This is a genomic window from Mycobacterium leprae TN, from assembly GCF_000195855.1.
Classification (GTDB): domain Bacteria; phylum Actinomycetota; class Actinomycetes; order Mycobacteriales; family Mycobacteriaceae; genus Mycobacterium; species Mycobacterium leprae.
This window is the reverse complement of the sequence record NC_002677.1, coordinates 1,017,553-1,036,413: the sequence shown is the minus strand read 5'-3', so window position 1 is coordinate 1,036,413 and position 18,861 is coordinate 1,017,553. Positions and strand designations below refer to the sequence as shown.

Annotated in this window: 14 protein-coding genes and 3 pseudogenes; 11 read left to right on the top strand and 6 right to left on the bottom strand. The window is 61.0% G+C overall.

The window, feature by feature from the left end; all coding sequences use genetic code 11:
- Positions 1-157: 157 nt before the first annotated feature.
- Entirely contained in the window at positions 158-799 is a 642-nt protein-coding gene (locus ML_RS04405; protein ID WP_041322541.1) for an Rv0361 family membrane protein, read from the top strand.
- 34 nt (positions 800-833) lie between these two features.
- On the opposite strand, the gene ML_RS04400 is transcribed toward ML_RS04405, so the two are convergent.
- Entirely contained in the window at positions 834-1,190 is a 357-nt protein-coding gene (locus ML_RS04400) for a HesB/IscA family protein (protein WP_010907981.1), read from the bottom strand.
- A gap of 50 nt (positions 1,191-1,240) precedes the next feature.
- Positions 1,241-2,331, bottom strand: a pseudogene (locus ML_RS04395) (glycerate kinase).
- A 252-nt stretch (positions 2,332-2,583) separates the two neighbouring features.
- On the opposite strand from ML_RS04395, the gene ML_RS04390 reads away from it, so the two are divergent.
- The 3 genes and pseudogenes from ML_RS04390 to ML_RS04380 all read left to right on the top strand — a co-directional run.
- Positions 2,584-3,213: a DUF3043 domain-containing protein gene (locus tag ML_RS04390; RefSeq protein ID WP_231846780.1), complete on the top strand. Its 630-nt coding sequence runs from the start codon at positions 2,584-2,586 to the stop codon at positions 3,211-3,213.
- A gap of 86 nt (positions 3,214-3,299) precedes the next feature.
- Positions 3,300-4,358, top strand: a complete 1,059-nt coding sequence (gene cobT, locus ML_RS04385) for a nicotinate-nucleotide--dimethylbenzimidazole phosphoribosyltransferase (protein ID WP_162618317.1) — start codon at positions 3,300-3,302, stop codon at positions 4,356-4,358.
- A pseudogene (locus tag ML_RS04380) lies at positions 4,355-5,097 on the top strand (adenosylcobinamide-GDP ribazoletransferase); the annotation flags it as partial. The gene cobT and the pseudogene ML_RS04380, both read left to right, overlap by 4 nt.
- 29 nt (positions 5,098-5,126) lie before the next feature.
- On the opposite strand, the gene ML_RS04375 reads toward ML_RS04380, so the two are convergent.
- Together ML_RS04375 and gcvT are read right to left on the bottom strand one after the other, a co-directional pair.
- Positions 5,127-6,233, bottom strand: coding sequence for a branched-chain amino acid aminotransferase (locus tag ML_RS04375; protein WP_010907978.1), 1,107 nt, complete (start codon positions 6,231-6,233; stop codon positions 5,127-5,129).
- Between the two features lie 56 nt (positions 6,234-6,289).
- Positions 6,290-7,393: a glycine cleavage system aminomethyltransferase GcvT gene (gene gcvT / locus ML_RS04370; RefSeq protein WP_010907977.1), complete on the bottom strand. Its 1,104-nt coding sequence runs from the start codon at positions 7,391-7,393 to the stop codon at positions 6,290-6,292.
- A 166-nt stretch (positions 7,394-7,559) separates the two neighbouring features.
- On the opposite strand from gcvT, the gene ML_RS04365 reads away from it, so the two are divergent.
- Positions 7,560-9,128 (top strand): leucyl aminopeptidase, encoded by a 1,569-nt coding sequence (locus ML_RS04365; RefSeq protein WP_041323734.1) that lies wholly within the window; start codon positions 7,560-7,562, stop codon positions 9,126-9,128.
- A gap of 542 nt (positions 9,129-9,670) precedes the next feature.
- Here the strand turns inward: ML_RS04365 and ML_RS04355 are convergent.
- Positions 9,671-11,461 carry an SDR family oxidoreductase gene (locus ML_RS04355; protein ID WP_010907974.1) on the bottom strand — a complete coding sequence of 597 codons (1,791 nt, stop codon included), beginning with the start codon at positions 11,459-11,461 and terminating at the stop codon, positions 9,671-9,673.
- Between the two features lie 239 nt (positions 11,462-11,700).
- On the opposite strand from ML_RS04355, the gene sucB reads away from it, so the two are divergent.
- The 6 genes from sucB to ML_RS17290 all read left to right on the top strand — a co-directional run bounded on the left by sucB (position 11,701) and on the right by ML_RS17290 (position 16,875).
- Positions 11,701-13,293 carry a 2-oxoglutarate dehydrogenase, E2 component, dihydrolipoamide succinyltransferase gene (sucB, locus tag ML_RS04350; RefSeq protein WP_010907973.1) on the top strand — a complete coding sequence of 531 codons (1,593 nt, stop codon included), beginning with the start codon at positions 11,701-11,703 and terminating at the stop codon, positions 13,291-13,293.
- Positions 13,294-13,308: 15 nt separating this feature from the next.
- The gene (locus ML_RS04345) at positions 13,309-14,232 is read left to right on the top strand and encodes a TIGR01777 family oxidoreductase (protein ID WP_010907972.1); all 924 of its coding nucleotides are present in this window, start codon (positions 13,309-13,311) and stop codon (positions 14,230-14,232) included.
- A 61-nt stretch (positions 14,233-14,293) separates the two neighbouring features.
- On the top strand, positions 14,294-15,004 hold the full coding sequence (lipB, locus tag ML_RS04340; protein WP_162618236.1) for a lipoyl(octanoyl) transferase LipB: 711 nt from the start codon (positions 14,294-14,296) through the stop codon (positions 15,002-15,004).
- Positions 15,001-15,945, top strand: coding sequence for a lipoyl synthase (lipA, locus tag ML_RS04335; protein WP_010907970.1), 945 nt, complete (start codon positions 15,001-15,003; stop codon positions 15,943-15,945). The genes lipB and lipA overlap by 4 nt, the downstream gene beginning before the upstream one ends.
- A 26-nt stretch (positions 15,946-15,971) precedes the next feature.
- On the top strand, positions 15,972-16,724 hold the full coding sequence (locus tag ML_RS04330; protein WP_010907969.1) for a DUF4191 domain-containing protein: 753 nt from the start codon (positions 15,972-15,974) through the stop codon (positions 16,722-16,724).
- Between the two features lie 22 nt (positions 16,725-16,746).
- Positions 16,747-16,875, top strand: coding sequence for a hypothetical protein (locus ML_RS17290; RefSeq protein ID WP_269147067.1), 129 nt, complete (start codon positions 16,747-16,749; stop codon positions 16,873-16,875).
- Positions 16,876-17,861: 986 nt separating this feature from the next.
- On the opposite strand, the pseudogene ML_RS04320 reads toward ML_RS17290, so the two are convergent.
- Positions 17,862-18,835: pseudogene (locus ML_RS04320) on the bottom strand (nitronate monooxygenase).
- Between the last annotated feature and the right edge of the window lie 26 nt (positions 18,836-18,861).

The window sequence follows — 18,861 nt, the reverse complement described above, 5'->3', positions numbered from 1 at the left end:
TATCCACGGGTACAAACGTTGCGAATAGCCCCGATGCATCCGCGACCGCGGGCAGGTTTGCGCTAGCCTGCCTAGAGAGCTCGTCTGGTTGCCCCAAACGCCAATGTGGAGCGGCAACTGCTCGTCGCCCCATCCACCCCACCGCAGGAGAACCACGATGGACGGTCCGCATACGCCGAATCCTACTGTCGGCACCGACAAACCGTCACCTTATGCAGACACCGCCTTCGCAACCACCCAGTCCTCCATCCATGTAGAAGACAAAACACCCGCCTATCCCAGGATGCTGCCACCTGCAGTGTCATACCCGAGGCGACGGTCGAAGCGACTAATCATTAGCGTGCTGGTGGCTATCGCGCTGGTAGCCGCGATGACGGCAGTAATCATCTACGGGGTTCGGACAAACGGATCTAAAACAGGGGGCACATTCTCCGAGGTAACGGCCAAAACGGCGATTGAAGATTATCTGAAAGCCCTCGAACAGAGCAACATCAACACCATCGCCCGCAACGCGCTGTGCGGTATGTACGACTCCGTCCGCGACCAGCGGCCCGACCAGGCGCTGGCACAGCTGAGTAGCGACGCGTTCCGAAAGCAGTTCTCCCAGGTCGAGCTAACCTCGATCGACCAGATAGTGTACTGGTCACCTTACCAGGCCCAGGTGCTATTCACCATGCGGACATCACCTGCCACCGGAGGCCCGAAGCGCAGGCAGATACAAGGCATCGCACAGTTGCTTTACCGACGCAACCAGGTCCTGGTGTGCTCGTACATGTTGCGCACCGCGGACTCGCACTAGGCCGGCTACGACCGAGCCGACCCCTGCGGTCTCGTCAGTTGAACGAATCCCCGCAAGCGCAGGAGCCATTGGCGTTGGGATTGTCTATGGTGAAGCCCTGCTTTTCGATGGTGTCCACGAAGTCAATAGACGCGCCTTCCACGTAGGGGGCGCTCATTCGATCCACCGTCAAAGTCACACCACCGAACTCCGCAGTGAGATCGCCATCCAGGGTCCGGTCGTCGAAGAAAAGATTGTAGCGCAGCCCTGCGCACCCACCCGGCTGAACCGCGATACGCAACGCCAGGTCGTCACGTCCCTCTTGGTCCAGCAGCGACTTCGCCTTAGTGGCAGCGACATCGGTCAGGATCACTCCGTGGGTCTTGGCACTTAACTCGTTCTGCACAGCCATTGCTTCTCCTACATGCGTGATTATTTGGGTGGGTTCGCCAACCCATCACCTTAACGATACCTTGCAGTACCGCTATTCCCGAGTCGCTCCGCGACAACAAACGCCAAACCCATGACCTAGTTGACCGTGTTATTTCACGCTAGCCGCACCTAAACTAACGTATTTGACAATCGACTAAATAGCTATATTACCCGCTAATCGCGATGCGGACTTGTCCAGGCACATCTGCTCGACCACGACTACCGGAATTCCCAGCAGACCGGCTGCGTCAGATATCAAACTAACTACCATTTCGTGCAGGGACTGTTCGTCGAACCAGCTCTCACCAGTAACAATTAGCCCGGCCGCGACAAGACCATCGCCCAAGTGTGGTGTGTTCGGAGATGATTGCCGCGCCAGACTCACACCGGCCACCCAACACAAGTAACCCGGCGCCGATACCATCACCGGCACACGCACCAGGCTCGGCACTAAAATCCATCGCGCCCGACCTTGGCTGCCACCAATTCGGCGATTGTCCAGGCCACTAAGCGGACTTCATGCTTTGCGACGCTATGTTGTGTCTGCGCCCTTCTGCAGACCAAACACCCCGGACGCACCTCACGGTCCCAGCAGCCGATATTCAAAGTCTGAAACAGCGATCAGTTCGACGTCGGGCAGCTGAGCGCAGCAATCATTCTTTGTCCGCCATCACTGTACACAGTACCATCCACACTAACAGTAATATCCTTGTGTCACCCCGGCAACATTCTGGGTCACCCTGGCCCGGAGCGCCTCGGCGATGAATTGCCTTACCATCTGCTGTTACGCCAACAGCACAGCCTCTGATTTGGGCGAACTGCCAAGCGGAGTCAGACCGCACTCCAGGTACGGAGCCCACAACCGAACCGGTATCAAACATACACTTGAGCGTCCAGCGGCCTAAAAGCCTGCAACTCCCGCAGCTCCCCCAATCGACTGGCCAGTACCTCGACAAAACCGGGGACGCTGTAATAAAATTAAATTACTGTCAATAGTAATAATTATCTTTTGGGGGTGCGAGGAGGAGCCGATCGCCCGGATGTGACTGGGTCCAGCCGGTCGAGATAGCGGCGGTGGCTTGCACCGCGGACAAACAATTCAGCGGCACCAGCACGCGCATCGCAATCGCAGGAGGAACTGGATTCAAGGCTGGCGCATGGTCACGGTATTGAGCATCCGAGGCCATCGAGCCCGTTCATCACAGTGCAGTCGTTCATCACACACAGATTAGGACTCAAGTAACATTAACGCACGCACAATGCGGGCACATGCCAGTGGGCAGCCTATCTGCCGGCGAAGTAGCCTGGCTATTGTGAAATTGCTGGGCCGTAAGAAGAGCTACGGACAGGACATCGAGACATCGGACGACAATGTGGGTTCGGAAGCTAGTTTGCCGGACACGCTATCTCGCGGGTCCAGTACGACCGCTCCTAAGGGCCGACCCACCCGCAAGCGTGACGATGCCGACCGACGCCACACGAAAAAAGGGCCAATCACGCCGGCGCCGATGACTGCCTCCGAGGCGCGAGCTCGGCGCAAGTCGCTGGCTCCCCCCAAGTGCCACCGTGCGGAACGTAGGGCCAAGCGAGCCGCCAGCAAAGCCCAGATTACTGATCGCCGGGAGCGCATGATGGCCGGCGAAGAGGCATACCTGCCGCCACGTGATCAGGGCCCGGTACGCCGCTACATCCGAGACCTCGTGGATGCTCGGCGCAACGCGCTCGGCCTGTTCACACCGTCAGCGCTAGTTCTGTTATTCATCACGTTCGGGGTTCCGCAGCTACAGTTGTACATGTCTCCAGCGATGCTGGTGCTGTTGTCCGTGATGGGTATCGACGGAATCATCTTGGGCCGCAAGATCAGCAAGCTGGTCGACGTGAAGTTTCCATCCAACACCGAAAGCCATTGGAGGTTAGGCCTTTACGCCGCCGGTCGAGCATCCCAAATGCGCCGGCTGCGCGTACCCCGACCCCAAGTCGAGCACGGCAGCAGTGTCGGTTAAACCTCTCCTGAAAGCCGTCTCGACCCGGCAATGAAGTTGACCCGAGTGGTAGCCGGGCAGCCGGGACCAATCAAGGCACCGAGAACCTGATGGAGTTCGCGCCAGTGTCGCCGCCCGACGGCCACGCCGCAGCAGCTGCCCGCGCTCGCCAGGACACCCTGACCAAGCCGCGCGGCGCGTTGGGCCGTCTCGAAGATTTGTCGATCTGGGTGGCGTCGTGCCAGGGACAGTGTCCGCCACGCCAGTTCCAGCGTGCTCGGATAGTAGTGTTCGCCGGTGACCACGGTGTCGCCCGGTCCGGGGTGTCGGCATACCCACCGCAATTGACCGCTCAGATGGTAGCTAACATCGACCGCGGCGGGGCGGCAATCAACGCACTAGCGAGTATCGCCGACGCGACGATACGAATCGCGGATTTAGCTGTCGACGCAGACCCATTGTCGCAGCAGATCGGCATCCATAAAGTGCGACGCGGCAGTGGCGATATCGCGATCCAGGACGCGTTAACCGAAGACGAGACTGCCCGAGCGATCATAGCCGGTCAACGCATCGCCGATGAGGAAGTCGACCGCGGTGCTGACCTGTTAATCGCCGGCGACATCGGAATTGGAAACACCACCGCAGCGGCGGTTTTGGTGGCGGCGTTGACGAACGCCGAACCAGTCGCCGTAGTGGGCTTCGGAACCGGGATCGATGACGCCAGTTGGGCACGCAAAACGGCTGCGGTGCGCGATGCCTTATGTCGGATACGGCTGGTGTTGCCCGATCCGGTCGGGTTGCTGCGCTGCTGCGGCGGCGCCGACCTGGCCGCTATGGCGGGCTTCTGTGCGCAAGCAGCGGTACGACGTACCCCGTTGCTACTCGACGGCATGGTGGTGACGGCGGCCGCACTGGTCGCCGAGCGCCTGGCACCGGGTTCCTGGCAATGGTGGCAGGCCGGTCATCAGTCAACCGAACCGGGTCATGCCCTGGCTTTGGCAGCTTTGGACTTGGATCCGATTCTGGACCTGCGGATGCGGCTGGGCGAAGGAACCGGTGCTACGGCAGCGTTACTGGTGCTGCGCGCCGCAGTAGCCGCGTTGACGTCAATGACGACCTTCGCAGAGGCTGGTGTGGCCGGTACGTCGACCTCGCCACCATCGTGATGCGCTGTCTAGCAACATTTTTCGCATTTGCAACGGCGATTCCCCTCCCCAGGGCCACTAATAGCCCAACAGGTCACGACAGGATGACTGCATTGCCGGTGGTCGGCGCCGCGTTGGGCGTGCTGGCCACGGCCGTGTCGTGAGGTAGCGCACTTGTTTTCGGTCCGTCCAGCACGCTATCCGGACTGCTCGCAGTGGCGACACTGCTGATCGCGATCCGCAGCTTGCACATCTACGCCGTTGCCGATACGGCTGACGGGCTGGGCTGCTACGGTCCGCTGCAGCGTGCACTTACGGTAATGCGCGACGGGTCGACCCGGACCATTCGGGGTAGCGGGCTGTAGTATTGGCAATCACGGTACAGCGGCTGACGTTCTCAATGCTTAACGCGGCGGCCATCATCCTAGCTGTGTTTGCCGGCCGGGCCACCGCATTGCTAGCCTGTCATCGGTCGGTGCCAGCTACTGACGGAAGTGCCCTGGGCGCCCTGGTTGGGTTGCCGGTACCCGGCCTGGCACCGGTGGTGTTGGCCTGGTTAGCGGTGCTGCTGGTCATTGCACTGCCGGAAAGCCAACGACCGTAGCAGAGGCCGATCGCGGTGCCGGTGGCCGTGTGCTGCGGCATGCTCCTATCCTAGTTGCGCACTACTGTGTGCCGGTTCGACGACATCACCGGTAACATACTGGGCGTCGCGATCGAGCTCACCACAACGTTAAGCGCTATGCCACTCGTCGTCTTGGTGTCCGGTTTTAGCTGGCACCCAACCAACTATCCCAGCCGGGCCATCCAGCCGTGGGTGTCGGCAAAAGTACCGCGCTGGATTCCAGTTAGCGTGTCGCGCAACGCCATAGTCACCTCACCTGGTGCGCCACCGGCGATGGTAAACTCGGTATCACCGTATTTCACCCGCGAGACCGGGGTAATGAAGGCGGCAGTGCCGCAGGCAAACACCTCGGTGATCTCGCCAGCAGCAGCTTTCTTCTGCCACTCGTCGATATCGATCTTACGTTCTTCGACACTGAATCCGGCATCAATAGCCAACTGCAGCAACGAAGCGCGTGTGACCCCGGGCAGCAGTGAGCCAGACAGCTCCGGGGTGACCAGGCGTGCCGACCCGCCGCTGCCGAGCACAAAGAAGATGTTCATCCCGCCCATTTCTTCGACGAAGCGGCGCTCGACGGCGTCTAGCCACACCACCTGGTCGCACCCGTTGGCTGCGGCTTCGGTCTGAGCCAGCAGCGACGCAGCGTAGTTGCCGCCAAATTTGGCCGCACCGGTGCCGCCCGGGCTAGCTCGCACGTACTCCATCGACACCCAGACCGTGACAGGGTTGATGCCGCCTTTGAAATACGCCCCGACCGGCGAGGCGATCAACAGGTACCGATACTGCTTGGCTGGCCGTACCCCCAGCCCCGGCTCGGTCGCGAAGATGAAGGGCCGCAGATAAAGCGCCTCTTCACCGCCGACCCGGGGCACCCAAGCATTGTCGACAGCGATGAGCTGACACAGAGAGTCAATGAATAACTCGTCGGGCAGCTCGGGAATCGCGATTCTCCGCGCCGACGAACGCAACCTGGCCGCGTTAGCATCAGGGCGAAAAGACACGATCGACCCGTCCGCCCAGCGGTAAGCCTTGAGTCCCTCAAAAACTTCCTGCGCGTAGTGCAGCACTATCGCGGACGGATCCAGCTGAATCGGGCCGTAGGGAATGACCCGCGCATCGTGCCAACCTCGGCCATCAATGTAATCGATCGACACCATGTGGTCAGTGTGGTACTTACCGAAGCCCGGCTCAGCCAGGATCGATTCACGTTCCGCATCAGTCACCGGATGGGCCGAGAGTGACACCGTGAACTCGAGGAAGCCGCTGGTCATGGCGCCAATTGTATATGTGCGTGCGAACGGGTTTTTGTGGCGCTAAAGCAAAGAGGCTAGCGGGTCTTCACTTCGATGAAGGGCGGACGCACCACTTCGCACTCGACAGCACGGCCACGAACGTCGACGATAATTTGCTGACCGTCCTGCACCGCGGCTTCGCTGTCGATCAACGCCAACGCGACACCAACTTGCAACGTCGGCGAGAACGTCCCCGACGTGGTGACCCCGATCGGGATGTCGCCAGCACACACCGTCAGCCCAGGTCGCAAAACTCCCCGGCCAGCCATTCGCAGGCCCCGCAACAGCCGTCGCGGCCCCGCCGCCTTCTCGGCCAGCAACGCATCCCGGCCCAAGAACGCATCCTTCTTCCAGCCAATCGCCCAGCCACACCGGGCCTGCAGCGGCGAGATGTCAAGCGAAAGTTCGTGCCCATACAGCGGGTAACCCATCTCGGTGCGCAGTGTGTCACGAGCGCCCAGGCCGGCCGGCTCCCCGCGTGCGTCAACCACAGCGGCGACCAACGCGTCGAACACCACATCTGCTGACTCCCAGGGCGGCAGCAGTTCGTAGCCTTGCTCGCCGGTGTACCCGGTGCGGCAGACGCGCACCGGTACTCCCGCATAGGAAGCATCGACGTAACCCATGTAATCAATCCCAGTTGGCAGCCCGAGCTCGCCGAGCACGTCCGTTGATCGAGGACCCTGGACCGCCAACACCGCGTGGGAGCGATGCTGGTTGATGATGGTAAGGCCGGCCGGCACTACCGCCTGCAATGCGTCGACCACCGCGGCGGTATTGGCGGCATTGGACACCAAAAAGATCTCATCGTCATCGACGTAGTAGGCAATCAGGTCATCGATAACACCACCAGACTCTGAGCAGCACAACGTATATTGCGCCTTACCTGGCCGTATGCGGCCCAGGTCGTTGGTGAGCACGGAGTTGACGAACTGCGCGGCACCCGGCCCACGAACTAACGCCTTACCAAGGTGGCTGACGTCAAATAGACCCACAGCATTACGGGTGGCGCTGTGTTCACTGACGGTGCCAGCATACGACACCGGCATCAGCCAGCCACCGAACTCGGCAAAATTCGCGCCAAGCTCGCGATGACGGTCTTCCAACGGCCCCTTGAGAAGCTCTGGCGCATCGGTCACGTCGTCCCACCGTAATCCACCTCCGCTACTGGCTCACGTGGGGAGATTCCCGCGCGCTGATCAGCTACCTGGATGAAACTTCACGGCCGACGGCAGCCCAGATTGATTGGGCTTGAATTAGCAGACGCCGAGCTAATCTCTGCCCCGGTGACTAGGGTGATTGCCCGTGACCACCGATCCGGGCTACCAAGGCCCTTCAGTCCATGTTGCCGCGTCGCTGCCAAAACACGATGTCAGTTCTTCGGTATTGATCGTGCCCGTCGTCTCAGCCAGCGACAGCGACGAGTCCGAAGACCGGCCGGGCGCGGTCGTTGCTGCGGCCGAACCTTTCCTAACCGCAGCTGCGGTCGCCGAAATCGAGGCCGGCCTGCGCGCACTGGAAGCCACAGGTGGCAGTGATCAGGTACACCGGTTAGTAGCACCGTCGCTACCGGTAGGCAGCGTGTTAACGGTCAGCTTGGGTAAGCCGCGGTCAGAGTGGCCCGCCGATACGATCCGTCGCGCCGCTGGTGTGGCGGCGCGTTCACTCGGCAGAGCGGAAGTGGTTATCACCACACTGGCCGAGTTGCCTGGGGAATCCGGTGCCAGTATCTGCTCAGCCGTCGTTGAGGGGCTGATGCTAGGCAGCTACCGGTTCACCGACTTCCGCAGCCGCAAAACCGCACCTAAGGACAACGGACTGCGCAAAATCACGGTGCTAGCTAATGCAAAAGACGCTAAGAAACAGAGCGCGCACGGCGCCACTGTGGCAAGCGCGGTTGCCACCGCCCGTGACCTGGTTAACACTCCCCCAAGCCACTTGTTTCCCGCCGAATTTGCAAAATGCGCAAAGACTTTGGGCGAATCCGCTGGTCTTGAAGTGGAGGTGCTCGACGATAAGGCGTTACAGAAAGCCGGCTACGGCGGGGTGATCGGTGTCGGTCAAGGTTCATCGCGTACGCCGCGGCTGGTGCGGCTGATTCATCAGGGATCAAGACTGGCTAAGAACCCCAAAAATGCCAGGAAGGTGGCCCTGGTCGGTAAAGGCATCACCTTTGACACCGGCGGCATATCGATCAAGCCAGCGGCGTCGATGCACCATATGACCTCGGATATGGCTGGAGCCGCCGCGGTCATCGCGACCATCACGCTGGCCGCACAATTGAAGCTGCCGATTGACGTAGTCGCTACCGTACCAATGGCTGAGAACATGCCGTCGGGAACGGCGCAGCGGCCAGGCGACGTGCTGACGCAATACGGCGGAATCACAGTCGAGGTGCTCAACACCGACGCTGAAGGCCGGCTTATCCTGGCCGACGCCATTGTTCGGGCATGCCAAGACAACCCGGACTACCTGATCGAGACATCCACCCTGACCGGTGCGCAGACAGTGGCGCTGGGCTCCCGCATACCCGGGGTGATGGGCAGCGACAAGTTCCGCGACCGGGTTGCCAAGACCTCGCAGCAGGTCGGCGAGAACGGCTGGCCGATGCCGCTGCCCGACGAACTCAAGGATGACTTGAAATCGACAGTCGCCGACCTGGCCAATGTTAGCGGGCAACGTTTCGCCGGAATGCTGGTGGCTGGCGCGTTCCTCCGCGAATTCGTCGCCGACGGAGTGGATTGGGCGCACATAGATATAGCCGGCCCGGCATACAACACCGACAGCCCGTGGGGGTATACCCCCAAAGGCGCCACCGGTGTGCCAACCCGGACCATGTTCGCAATGCTCGAGGATATCGCCAACCACGGATAAACCGCTTCGCCGACGACCAAGCTGGCTAGATGAGGGAAGATCAACCAGGCGCGAGCTCAGAGCGGACAGGTTAGCCGGATCGTCTCGCGGCTCCAACCTGATAGCGATCAAAATCCTGTGGAAGGCCGACTGTGACTGTACAGCGGCTGATCTTTACACCACTAAGCACCGTGGTGCTGATAACCAGTGTGATCGGGGCTTGGTGTCCGGTATCGGTGCCGGCCAGCACCAGCCGGTTGTTGCCTGCAGAAATGCCCTCAACATCGATCTCACTACGGCCTGGAGCACTGACAACAGTAATCCTAGCTGCATGCCGATTATCGACCAGCCGATCCCGCATGCCAACTATGTGGTCCAATGCGAGCCATCCGTGTTGACCCGGCACGCGTGGAGTATGTCCCTTGTGCCGTTATCGGGGCTATTGCGGTGGTCGGCGTGTAACTGGATCGACAGCCGAAGTCAACGCCAGCCAGTAACCCAACCACAAAGCGCTCCGTCTGACTGCTGTCGTAAGCTCCGTCTGACTGCTGTCGTAAACTGGGCTAGATCACTCGTATCCGCGCGGTACTGCGCAATACTTGTGGCAGCACCCGGGAAATGCCATAGAGCGCGTAGGCCTCCGGCGCGACCGGGCGGATCGGCTTGTTCTTCTTAATCGCGGATAAGATCGTGTCAGCCACCTTGTCGGGTCCGTAGCGGCGCAACCTGAACATCATGTCCAGCTGCCCGCGCCGATCCCGGACTCGCTCTTGTTTTGCTGTTGGTGTGTCGATGCGAGTAGATTGGATAATGTTGGTGTCGATGACACCAGGACAGATTGTGGTTAACCCAACCCCGACGGCGTCGAGTTCGGCTCGCAAACAATCAGAGAACATGTAGGTGGCCGCCTTGGAAGTGCAGTAAGCGCTCAGCGACTGCAGCGGAGCGTAGGCGGCCATCGACGACACGTTGACGATGTGCCCGCCGGTGCCACGTTCCACCAGGCGTTGCCCGAATGCCCGACAGCAGTTCACCACGCCGCCTAGATTGACCGCAAGCACACGATCGAACTCCTCGGGCGGGGTGTCCAGGAACCGCCCAGCCTGCCCAATGCCGGCGTTGTTGACCACAATATCGGGGACGCCATGCTTAGCGCTGACCTGTTCGGCGAATGCTTCGACCGCTGCCGCGTCGGACACATCGAGTGCATAAGCGTAGGCGACACCGCCACTCGCGACAATCTGCGCTGCAGTATTCTTGGCAGCGGCCTCGTCGATATCGCTGACAACCACCTCGGCGCCACGGCGCGCTAAGGCAAGCGCGGTCTCGCGGCCGATCCCACTGCCAGCGCCGGTAACCGACACCAGGGTGTCACCAAACGTATCGCGGGAACGTCCTACCTGCGCACGCAATAGCGCACGGCTCGGCTGTTTGCCGTCGACCAGGTCGGCTAAGTCGTGCACCGCTGCGGCCATCACCTGCGGATGAGACATCGGTGAAAAGTGACCGGCCTTGATGTCGCGTCGCCACAGCCGGGGCACCCACCGCGCGGTCGCGTCGTACCCGTAGGGCCGCACATACCGGTCCATGGTGTTGACGATCAGCTGCACAGGCACGTTGACTACCGGGACGCCCTTGCCGCGTCGGCGTCCGGAGAACGCTCTAAAGTAGTTGGCGGGATAAGTTTTCACCGAGTGTGCAGCATCCCTGGCCAAGGTGGCGGAGTGATGGATCTGATCCGTGGAAATGTTGTCGACCATAGTGCGCCGAATCGTCGCACTCGACAGCGCGATCCACAGAACCATCGGCACCAAAACCGGTATCGAAAACAGCACCATATAGGTCAGCCTAAATAGCTGACTCACCGCGCGCGCGAAGGTACGCGGGCGCCAGGGCCGCCGCAGACCACTCAGGATGTAATCAACTAGCTGGTCCTGACTGGGGCCGGACACCGACGTGAAAGAGGCGACCCGGTCGCTGGCACCGGACCGGCTCAAGTACTCCCACACACCCACCGAACCCCAGTCGTGGGCCAGTACGTGCACCGGCCGATCGGGACTCAGCTCGTCGATCACCGCGGCGAAATCGTCGGCGAACCGGGTCATGGTGTACGCCGAAACGGGCTTGGGCACCGAGGACTGGCCGACACCACGGTTGTCGTAACGAACGATTCGGAACCGCTTGGCTAGCAGCGGAACAACACCATCCCACAACACATGTGAATCGGGGAAGCCGTGCACCAACACGATGGCCGGACCTTCGGGTTGGCCGCTTTGATAGATAGCGAGGCGGACGCCATCCGGACTTTCGACGAACTGGTGGGGCACCTTGTGTATCGACTGCGTTGCTGGCATCCGACCTCCGCCTACCGCTACCTGCTATAAGATCTGCTAATAGTTTAAGTCGCCACACAGTAGCAAGCCCATTGCGCTACCCTGTGTACCGCCATACGCTCCGCCCTGAGTGCATGCCGCCGAAGGCGTAGTGACAGGATGGTTCCGATATCCACTGGGTCCCCCGCCCGGTACACCGCGGTGTGGTAAGCCAGATGTCGACCTGCTCCTAACTATGAGCGATCGAGGAGTCAAAACAGATGGCCTGCTCCGTCCAGATGCCGGCACTCGGTGAAAGCGTCACCGAGGGGACAGTTACCCGCTGGCTCAAACAGGAAGGCGACACGGTCGAACTCGACGAGCCACTCGTCGAGGTGTCGACCGATAAGGTCGACACCGAAATCCCCTCGCCTGCCGCGGGTGTGCTGACCAAAATCATCGCCCAGGAGGACGACACCGTTGAAGTGGGCGGTGAACTTGCCGTTATCGGCGCGCCTTCCGAAGCGGCTGCAGCGGCGCCTGCGCCCCGGCCAGAACCTAAGGCCCAACCCGAACCCGCAGCATCATCCCAACCTGCCGCACCGGCCCAGCAACCTTCCGGCGCAGCAACCGCGACACCGGTTCTGATGCCCGAGCTCGGCGAGTCTGTAACCGAAGGCACGGTGACTCGCTGGCTTAAGAAGATCGGAGACTCGGTTCAGGCTGACGAGCCACTGGTAGAGGTATCGACCGACAAGGTAGATACCGAGATCCCGTCACCGGTGGCCGGCGTTTTGGTCAGCATCACCACCAACGAAGACACAACCGTCCCGGTTGGCGGTGAGTTGGCACGGATAGGTGTTACTCTCGACAGCATCGCCACCCCCGCGCCAGCGCCCAGAGCCGAATCCGTACCGTCCCGGCCGACGCCAGCCAGGAAAGAAGCCAATGGCGCACCGTACGTGACCCCGCTGGTACGAAAACTCGCCACCGAAAACAACATCGACCTGGCCAAAGTGATAGGCACCGGTGTGGGCGGTCGCATCCGTAAGCAGGACGTGCTGGCCGCGGCCGAACAACGGAAACAGCAGCAGGCACCGACATCCGCGCCATCAGCAGCCGCTCCCACCCCGACACCCGTGCTGGCCCACTTGCGAGGCACCACCCAAAAGGTCAGCCGGATTCGGCAAATCACCGCGAAAAAGACCCGCGAATCCCTGCAGGCCACGGCGCAACTCACCCAGACCCATGAGGTCGATATGGCCAAGATTGTGGGGTTGCGAGCCAAAGCCAAGGCAGCTTTCGCCGAGCGCGAAGGGGTGAACCTGACTTTCCTGCCGTTTATCGCCAAGGCAGCGATCGACGCCCTCAAAATTCATCCCAATATTAACGCCAGCTACAACGAGGACACTAAGGAGATCACCTATTACGACGCCGAGCACCTCGGCTTCGCAATCGACACTGACAAGGGCCTGCTCTCCCCTGTTATCCACTATGCCGGTGATTTGTCGCTGGCCGGGCTGGCCCGCGCAATTGTTGATATCGCCGCCCGGGCTCGGTCAGGCAATTTGAAACCCGAGGAGCTGTCCGGTGGCACATTCACCATTACCAACATCGGCAGCCAGGGCGCGTTGTTCGACACACCGATCCTGGTTCCGCCGCAGGCAGCAATGCTGGGCATCGGAGCCATCGTAAAACGCCCGCGGGTGGTCATCGATGCTAGCGGTAATGAGTCGATTGGGGTCCGCGCGATTTGCTATCTGCCGCTGACCTATGACCACCGACTGATCGACGGCGCCGATGCCGGACGTTTCCTCACTACCATCAAGCACCGGCTCGAAGAGGGAGCATTCGAGGCCGACCTAGGTCTTTAGGAGAGGCTTGCCAACGTGGCTCAAGCTAGTCGTAAGGCCGTTGTCGCGATAGCGGGTTCGTCCGGCATGATCGGCTCTGCTTTGGCCGCGGCGCTGCGCGCTAACGATCACCTGGTGTTGCGCATCGTGCGCCGGACGCCGGCTAACGCCGAAGAACTGCACTGGAATCCCGAAAGCGGTGAGTTCGATACCGACGCAATAACCGACGTCGATGCTGTCGTTAACCTTTGCGGAGTCAACCTGGGCCAGCGTCGGTGGTCAGGCTCCTTCAAGCAGAACCTACGGGACAGCCGCATCACTCCGACCGAAGTGCTGTCTGCCGCGGTCGCGGAAGCTGGTGTCAAAACCTTCATCAACGCCAGCGCGGTGGGCTACTATGGAAACACGCGGGATCGCGTGGTCGATGAAAATGACCGAGCAGGAACAGGTTTCCTGGCCCAGCTGTGCCAGGACTGGGAGGGTGCCACGCTGCCGGCTCAATACGCCGGTACCCGTGTGATACTCGCCCGAACAGGCATGGTGTTGGCTCAAGAGGCTGGTGTACTGAGCCGGATGCGGCCGTTGTTTTCTTTCGCCTTAGGCGCCCGGATAGGCAACGGCCGTCAGTACATGTCGTGGATAAGCCTCGAAGATGAAGTGCGGGCGCTGCTATTCGCTATCTCGCACCAATCGCTCTCCGGCCCATTAAATCTGACCGGCCCTGCACCTGTCACCAATGCGGAGTTCACCACCGCATTCGGTCGCGCAATCAACCGCCCGACTCCGTTGATGCTGCCCAGTTTCGCGGTGCGGGCCGCCCTCGGAGAGTTCGCCGACGAAGGGCTGCTCATCGGTCAGCGCGCCATCCCTGCCGCGCTGGAGCGCGCTGGTTTCCAGTTCCACCACAACACCATCGGTGAGGCGCTCAGTTACGCGACCACCCGACCGAGCCAGAACTAGGCTCGGGCCGCAACACACCCGACGACCCAAACACCCACAGGCTACGGGTAGCCTGGGCTCCGTGATGGATTCCATCCGGTCGATCCCGACCGCGATCGATGTCCGCCAGCTAGGCACCGTCGACTACCACATCGCCTGGCAACTACAGCGAGACCTGGCCGACGCCAGGGTCGCCGGCGGACCCGACACGCTGCTGCTACTGCAGCACCCGCCAGTCTACACCGCCGGACGGCGAACTCAGCCACACGAACGACCAAACCCGTCGCTGCACGGCGTTCCCGTTGTGGAAACCGACCGCGGAGGCAAGATCACCTGGCATGGCCCAGGGCAGTTGGTCGGCTACCCGATCATTGGGCTTGCCGAGCCGCTCGACGTAGTCAACTATGTTCGACGCCTCGAGGAAGCATTGATCAAGGTCTGTGCGGAACTGGGCCTGGACACCAGCCGAGTCAACGGCCGCTCCGGGATCTGGGTGCCGGGCAGTGCCGGTCAGCCTGCGCGCAAAATCGCCGCTATCGGCGTCCGGGTGTCACGTGCGACGACGATGCACGGATTCGCGCTTAATTGCCAGTGCGATCTGGACGCCTTCCACGCCATCGTACCTTGCGGCATCAGCGACGCCGGGGTGACATCGTTGTCCGCCGAACTCGGACGCACCGTTGCCGTCAACGATGTCCGCTCAGCGATCGCCGAGGCCGTCAACGACGCTTTGGACGGTTGGTTAGCCCTGAGCTGGCTGTCCACTCCTGCCAGCGTAACATCGACACTGTGACTGTTGCGCCCGAAGACTGCCGCTTACTGCGATTAGAAGTGCGCAACGCACAGACCCCGATCGAGCGCAAGCCGCCATGGATCAAAACCCGGGCCCGCATGGGACCAGAGTACACCGCGCTAAAAAACCTGGTCCGCCGTGTTGCTCTGCACACGGTCTGCGAAGAGGCCGGTTGCCCCAACATCTTCGAATGCTGGGAAGATCGGGAAGCCACCTTTCTGATCGGTGGTGATCAGTGCACCCGCCGGTGCGACTTCTGCCAGATCGACACCGGGAAGCCGGCTGCGTTGGACCGCGACGAGCCCCGACGGGTCGCCGAGAGCGTGCAAACCATGGGGCTGCGGTATACCACCGTCACTGGGGTCGCCCGCGACGACTTGCCCGACGGCGGTGCCTGGCTGTACGCCACAACCGTGCGAGCCATTAAAGAGCTCAATCCGTCGACCGGGGTCGAACTGTTGATTCCGGACTTCAACGGGCAGCCCGCGCGACTGGCGGAAGTCTTCGACTCACGCCCACAAGTGTTGGCGCACAACGTCGAAACCGTGCCACGCATCTTTAAACGGATTCGGCCTGCTTTCACCTACCAACGCAGCCTGGACGTGCTCACTGCAGCGCGCGAGGCCGGCCTGGTCACCAAAAGCAACCTGATCCTCGGCCTAGGCGAAACCGCTGATGAGGTGCGCACTGCCCTGGCCGATTTGCGCAAAACCGGCTGCGACATCGTCACCATCACCCAATATCTGCGTCCGTCGATGCGCCACCACCCGGTCGAGCGCTGGGTCAGGCCTGAGGAGTTCGTCGAGTACACGCAATACGCCGAAGGTTTGGGCTTCTCGGGTGTGCTGGGCGGGCCGCTGGTGCGGTCATCGTATCGCGCCGGTCGGCTCTACGAGCAGGCTGCAGGCACCCGGACCGTCGGTACCTCGGTATCCCGTTAAGCCGCACCTACGTATTCTTGATAACTATGGCTAAACCCCGAAATGCCGCTGCGCACAAGGCCGCGAGAGCGGAGGCGAAAGCTGCCCGTAAGGCCGCGTCTCGACAACGCCGCCTTCAGTTGTGGCAGGCGTTCACGATTCAACGCACGGAAGACAAGCGACTGATACCGTACATGATTGCCGCCTTCTCCTTGATGGTGAGCGCCTCGGTGACGGCAGGAGTTCTAGTCGGCGGATTGACCATGATCACCTTGATCCTGCTCGGCGTGGTGCTCGGCGCGTTGGTGGCGTTCATCATCTTCGGTCGACGGACCCAGCAATCGGTCTACCACAAAGCCGAAGGCCAAACCGGCGGAGCGGCATGGGCCCTGGACAATCTGCGTGGCAAGTGGCGGGTGAGCCCGGGTGTGGCCGCTAATGGCCACTTTGACGCGGTGCATCGGGTGATCGGCCGTCCTGGCGTAATCTTCGTCGCCGAGGGATCGGCTGCCCGAGTCAAACCGCTGTTAGCGCAGGAGAAGAAGCGCACCGCACGCTTGGTCGGCGACGTACCGATCTACGACATCATAGTCGGCAACGGCGACGGTGAGGTTGCGCTGGTCAAGTTGGAGCGCCACCTCGCCCGCTTGCCTGCCAATATCAGCGTAAAACAAGTCGACATACTGGAATCGCGGCTGGCAGCACTGGGATCGCGAGCTGGTGCGAGTCTTATACCGAAGGGACCGCTGCCCAACGCCGGCAAGATGCGCGGCGTGCAACGCACGGTGCGCCGCAAGTAGCGCTCGGCTCGCGGGTGACACCGTGGGCGACTGGTGCGACGACCCCGACCTTTCAAGCAGGGCAGTTATCGCTCCTTGCTACGACCGTAGGGTGTTGTTGATGTTGGGTTTGGTTTGGGTGGTGGTGTTGTGGTGGGGTGTGGGTGGTTGATCTGCGCTAGAAGGTTGCCGTATGTGCCGCCGACGGCCGGATCATCGATGCACTGTTCACTAACACGATACTGCTGCACCCGGCGGCATGCCTGCTTGCTGGCTGAGGGCCGGTCAACAAGCCGCCGACACCGATACCAGCGGCAGAAATGGTGCAAGGGATAACATCAGGTGCGAATAGTTATACCGTGCACGGGGACGTGCCTGTTCAGGTGCGGCCACATTGACCACGCCGACACCTCAAGGCCATGACATGCACACTAAAACGCCCCTACCCCGCGGCGCTAACAACTATCCTCACACCCACGCCTGCATCGATATCGCCTTCAGCACAGCCCAGGTGCCCAGCCCCTGGCATCATCAACATGTAGACCAAGCAGCACCCACCACCGACATGCTTACGTGCGCCGCGCTAATCGTGTCCACTGCGGCAAAGCACACGAAGCCTCATCGAAAGCAGGCAGTCAGCCACCCACCAACAAAAACCCCGCAACACAGCAAAACACGACAGCAACCTGCAGTTCAAGGGAAGCATTGGACTACAGCCCAGTTTCCACGGTGTGCTGATGTCGAGCAGATCACCCGGAAGCGCCATGTTGAGGTCGACCTCCCACCGGTCCAGCCGGGTGCAATCGCCGACGATGGAACGAACTAACCCTAAGCTACAGCGCGGCCATGCACAGGTGCGCCAACGGCATGATGTCGCCAGCCTGCGGTACCGTCACCGAAGAGTAAGGGAGCAGCGCCGCCAGATCAGTGAAAAATGTCTTGCTGCAAATAAAATTTCGTCGTGCCCAACTTTCTGCAGCACCCGCCCCGTTGGGGAGGCCTTAACGTCGAGCACACCGTGAACTGGACTTGTCCGCAGGAGGCTAGCACTGGCACAGTAGCCAACAGCCACCCACCGGCACAACATTGATGGCACAGATTCTTCCTCGTCCTAGTTTCTGTCCTAGCGAGCGCCACAACCAAGCTGCGCAATAATTTTCACAGTAGCGCTACGGCTGACCGCACGTCGGAAGCCAGCGAAGCGCTGATGTCAGCCACTAGCCCAGAGCATGTCTCCCTGTACACCGTTCCTGTCCACAGGTTTGCCCTGTTTGGATCATCCCATTCGAACGCGGGCGCCGTATGGGTGACGTCATCTGGTTTACTGGGGAATACTCTAACGCCACGTGATCCAGCAATAGGGTGAATTCATTCACCAGACCAACGCGCATACTTATCGAAGAACACTCACGTCACGACAGTTTTATCGAACAGCGGATGATTTAGCGCAAAGCTGGTGCCAGCTTCGTCGCTCAACAGCGCGGTAGCGACCTGCCGGCCCACCGTTCCCCTGCGCAATATGCCAGTGACGTCGACGGCGCCCAGGCAGTCTGCTGCGGTGATCGGTACATCGTGTGCGCTATCGATTCGCTCGAGTAGTGGCTCGGCACTGGGCTCCATGTCCACCACGAGCATGCCACGGTTCCCGCCGACACCGGGATTCTGGACCACCAGGCTGTCTGCGCCGGCGGAGTCAGCCACTCCCGCCCCGTAGGGCCCCTACGTCACCGGCAACCATCACCAACAGTACCAGGGGCGTCCCACTGCCGGATGACATCCGGGAATGGCACACCGAACGTGAACGACACCAACTCTGGGCGTACGCCGGCCACCACCTCGAACTTGCGCTCTCAGTAGTCGTTGTCACCGACATGGGGCTGACTGACTTCCACCTAGTAATGCTCGGCGACCTCCTCCAATTCTTCTGCGTAGCTACTCGAGCTACACCAAGTCGGCAACACTAGGTTGAGGCACAAAAAGTTCACACCAAGAGGACCGGTGGTGGCCGGTGCGCCTGGTGGTGATTTAGTCAGCAAACCACTCCAAACTCAGGTAGCCGGCGGGAATGAAGCCGAGCCCGTCCACATTGGACACCGCCGCGGCCAACGTGGAGAGACCAGGGCACCGAACATTGGAGCGCTCACAATGTTCCTCACTG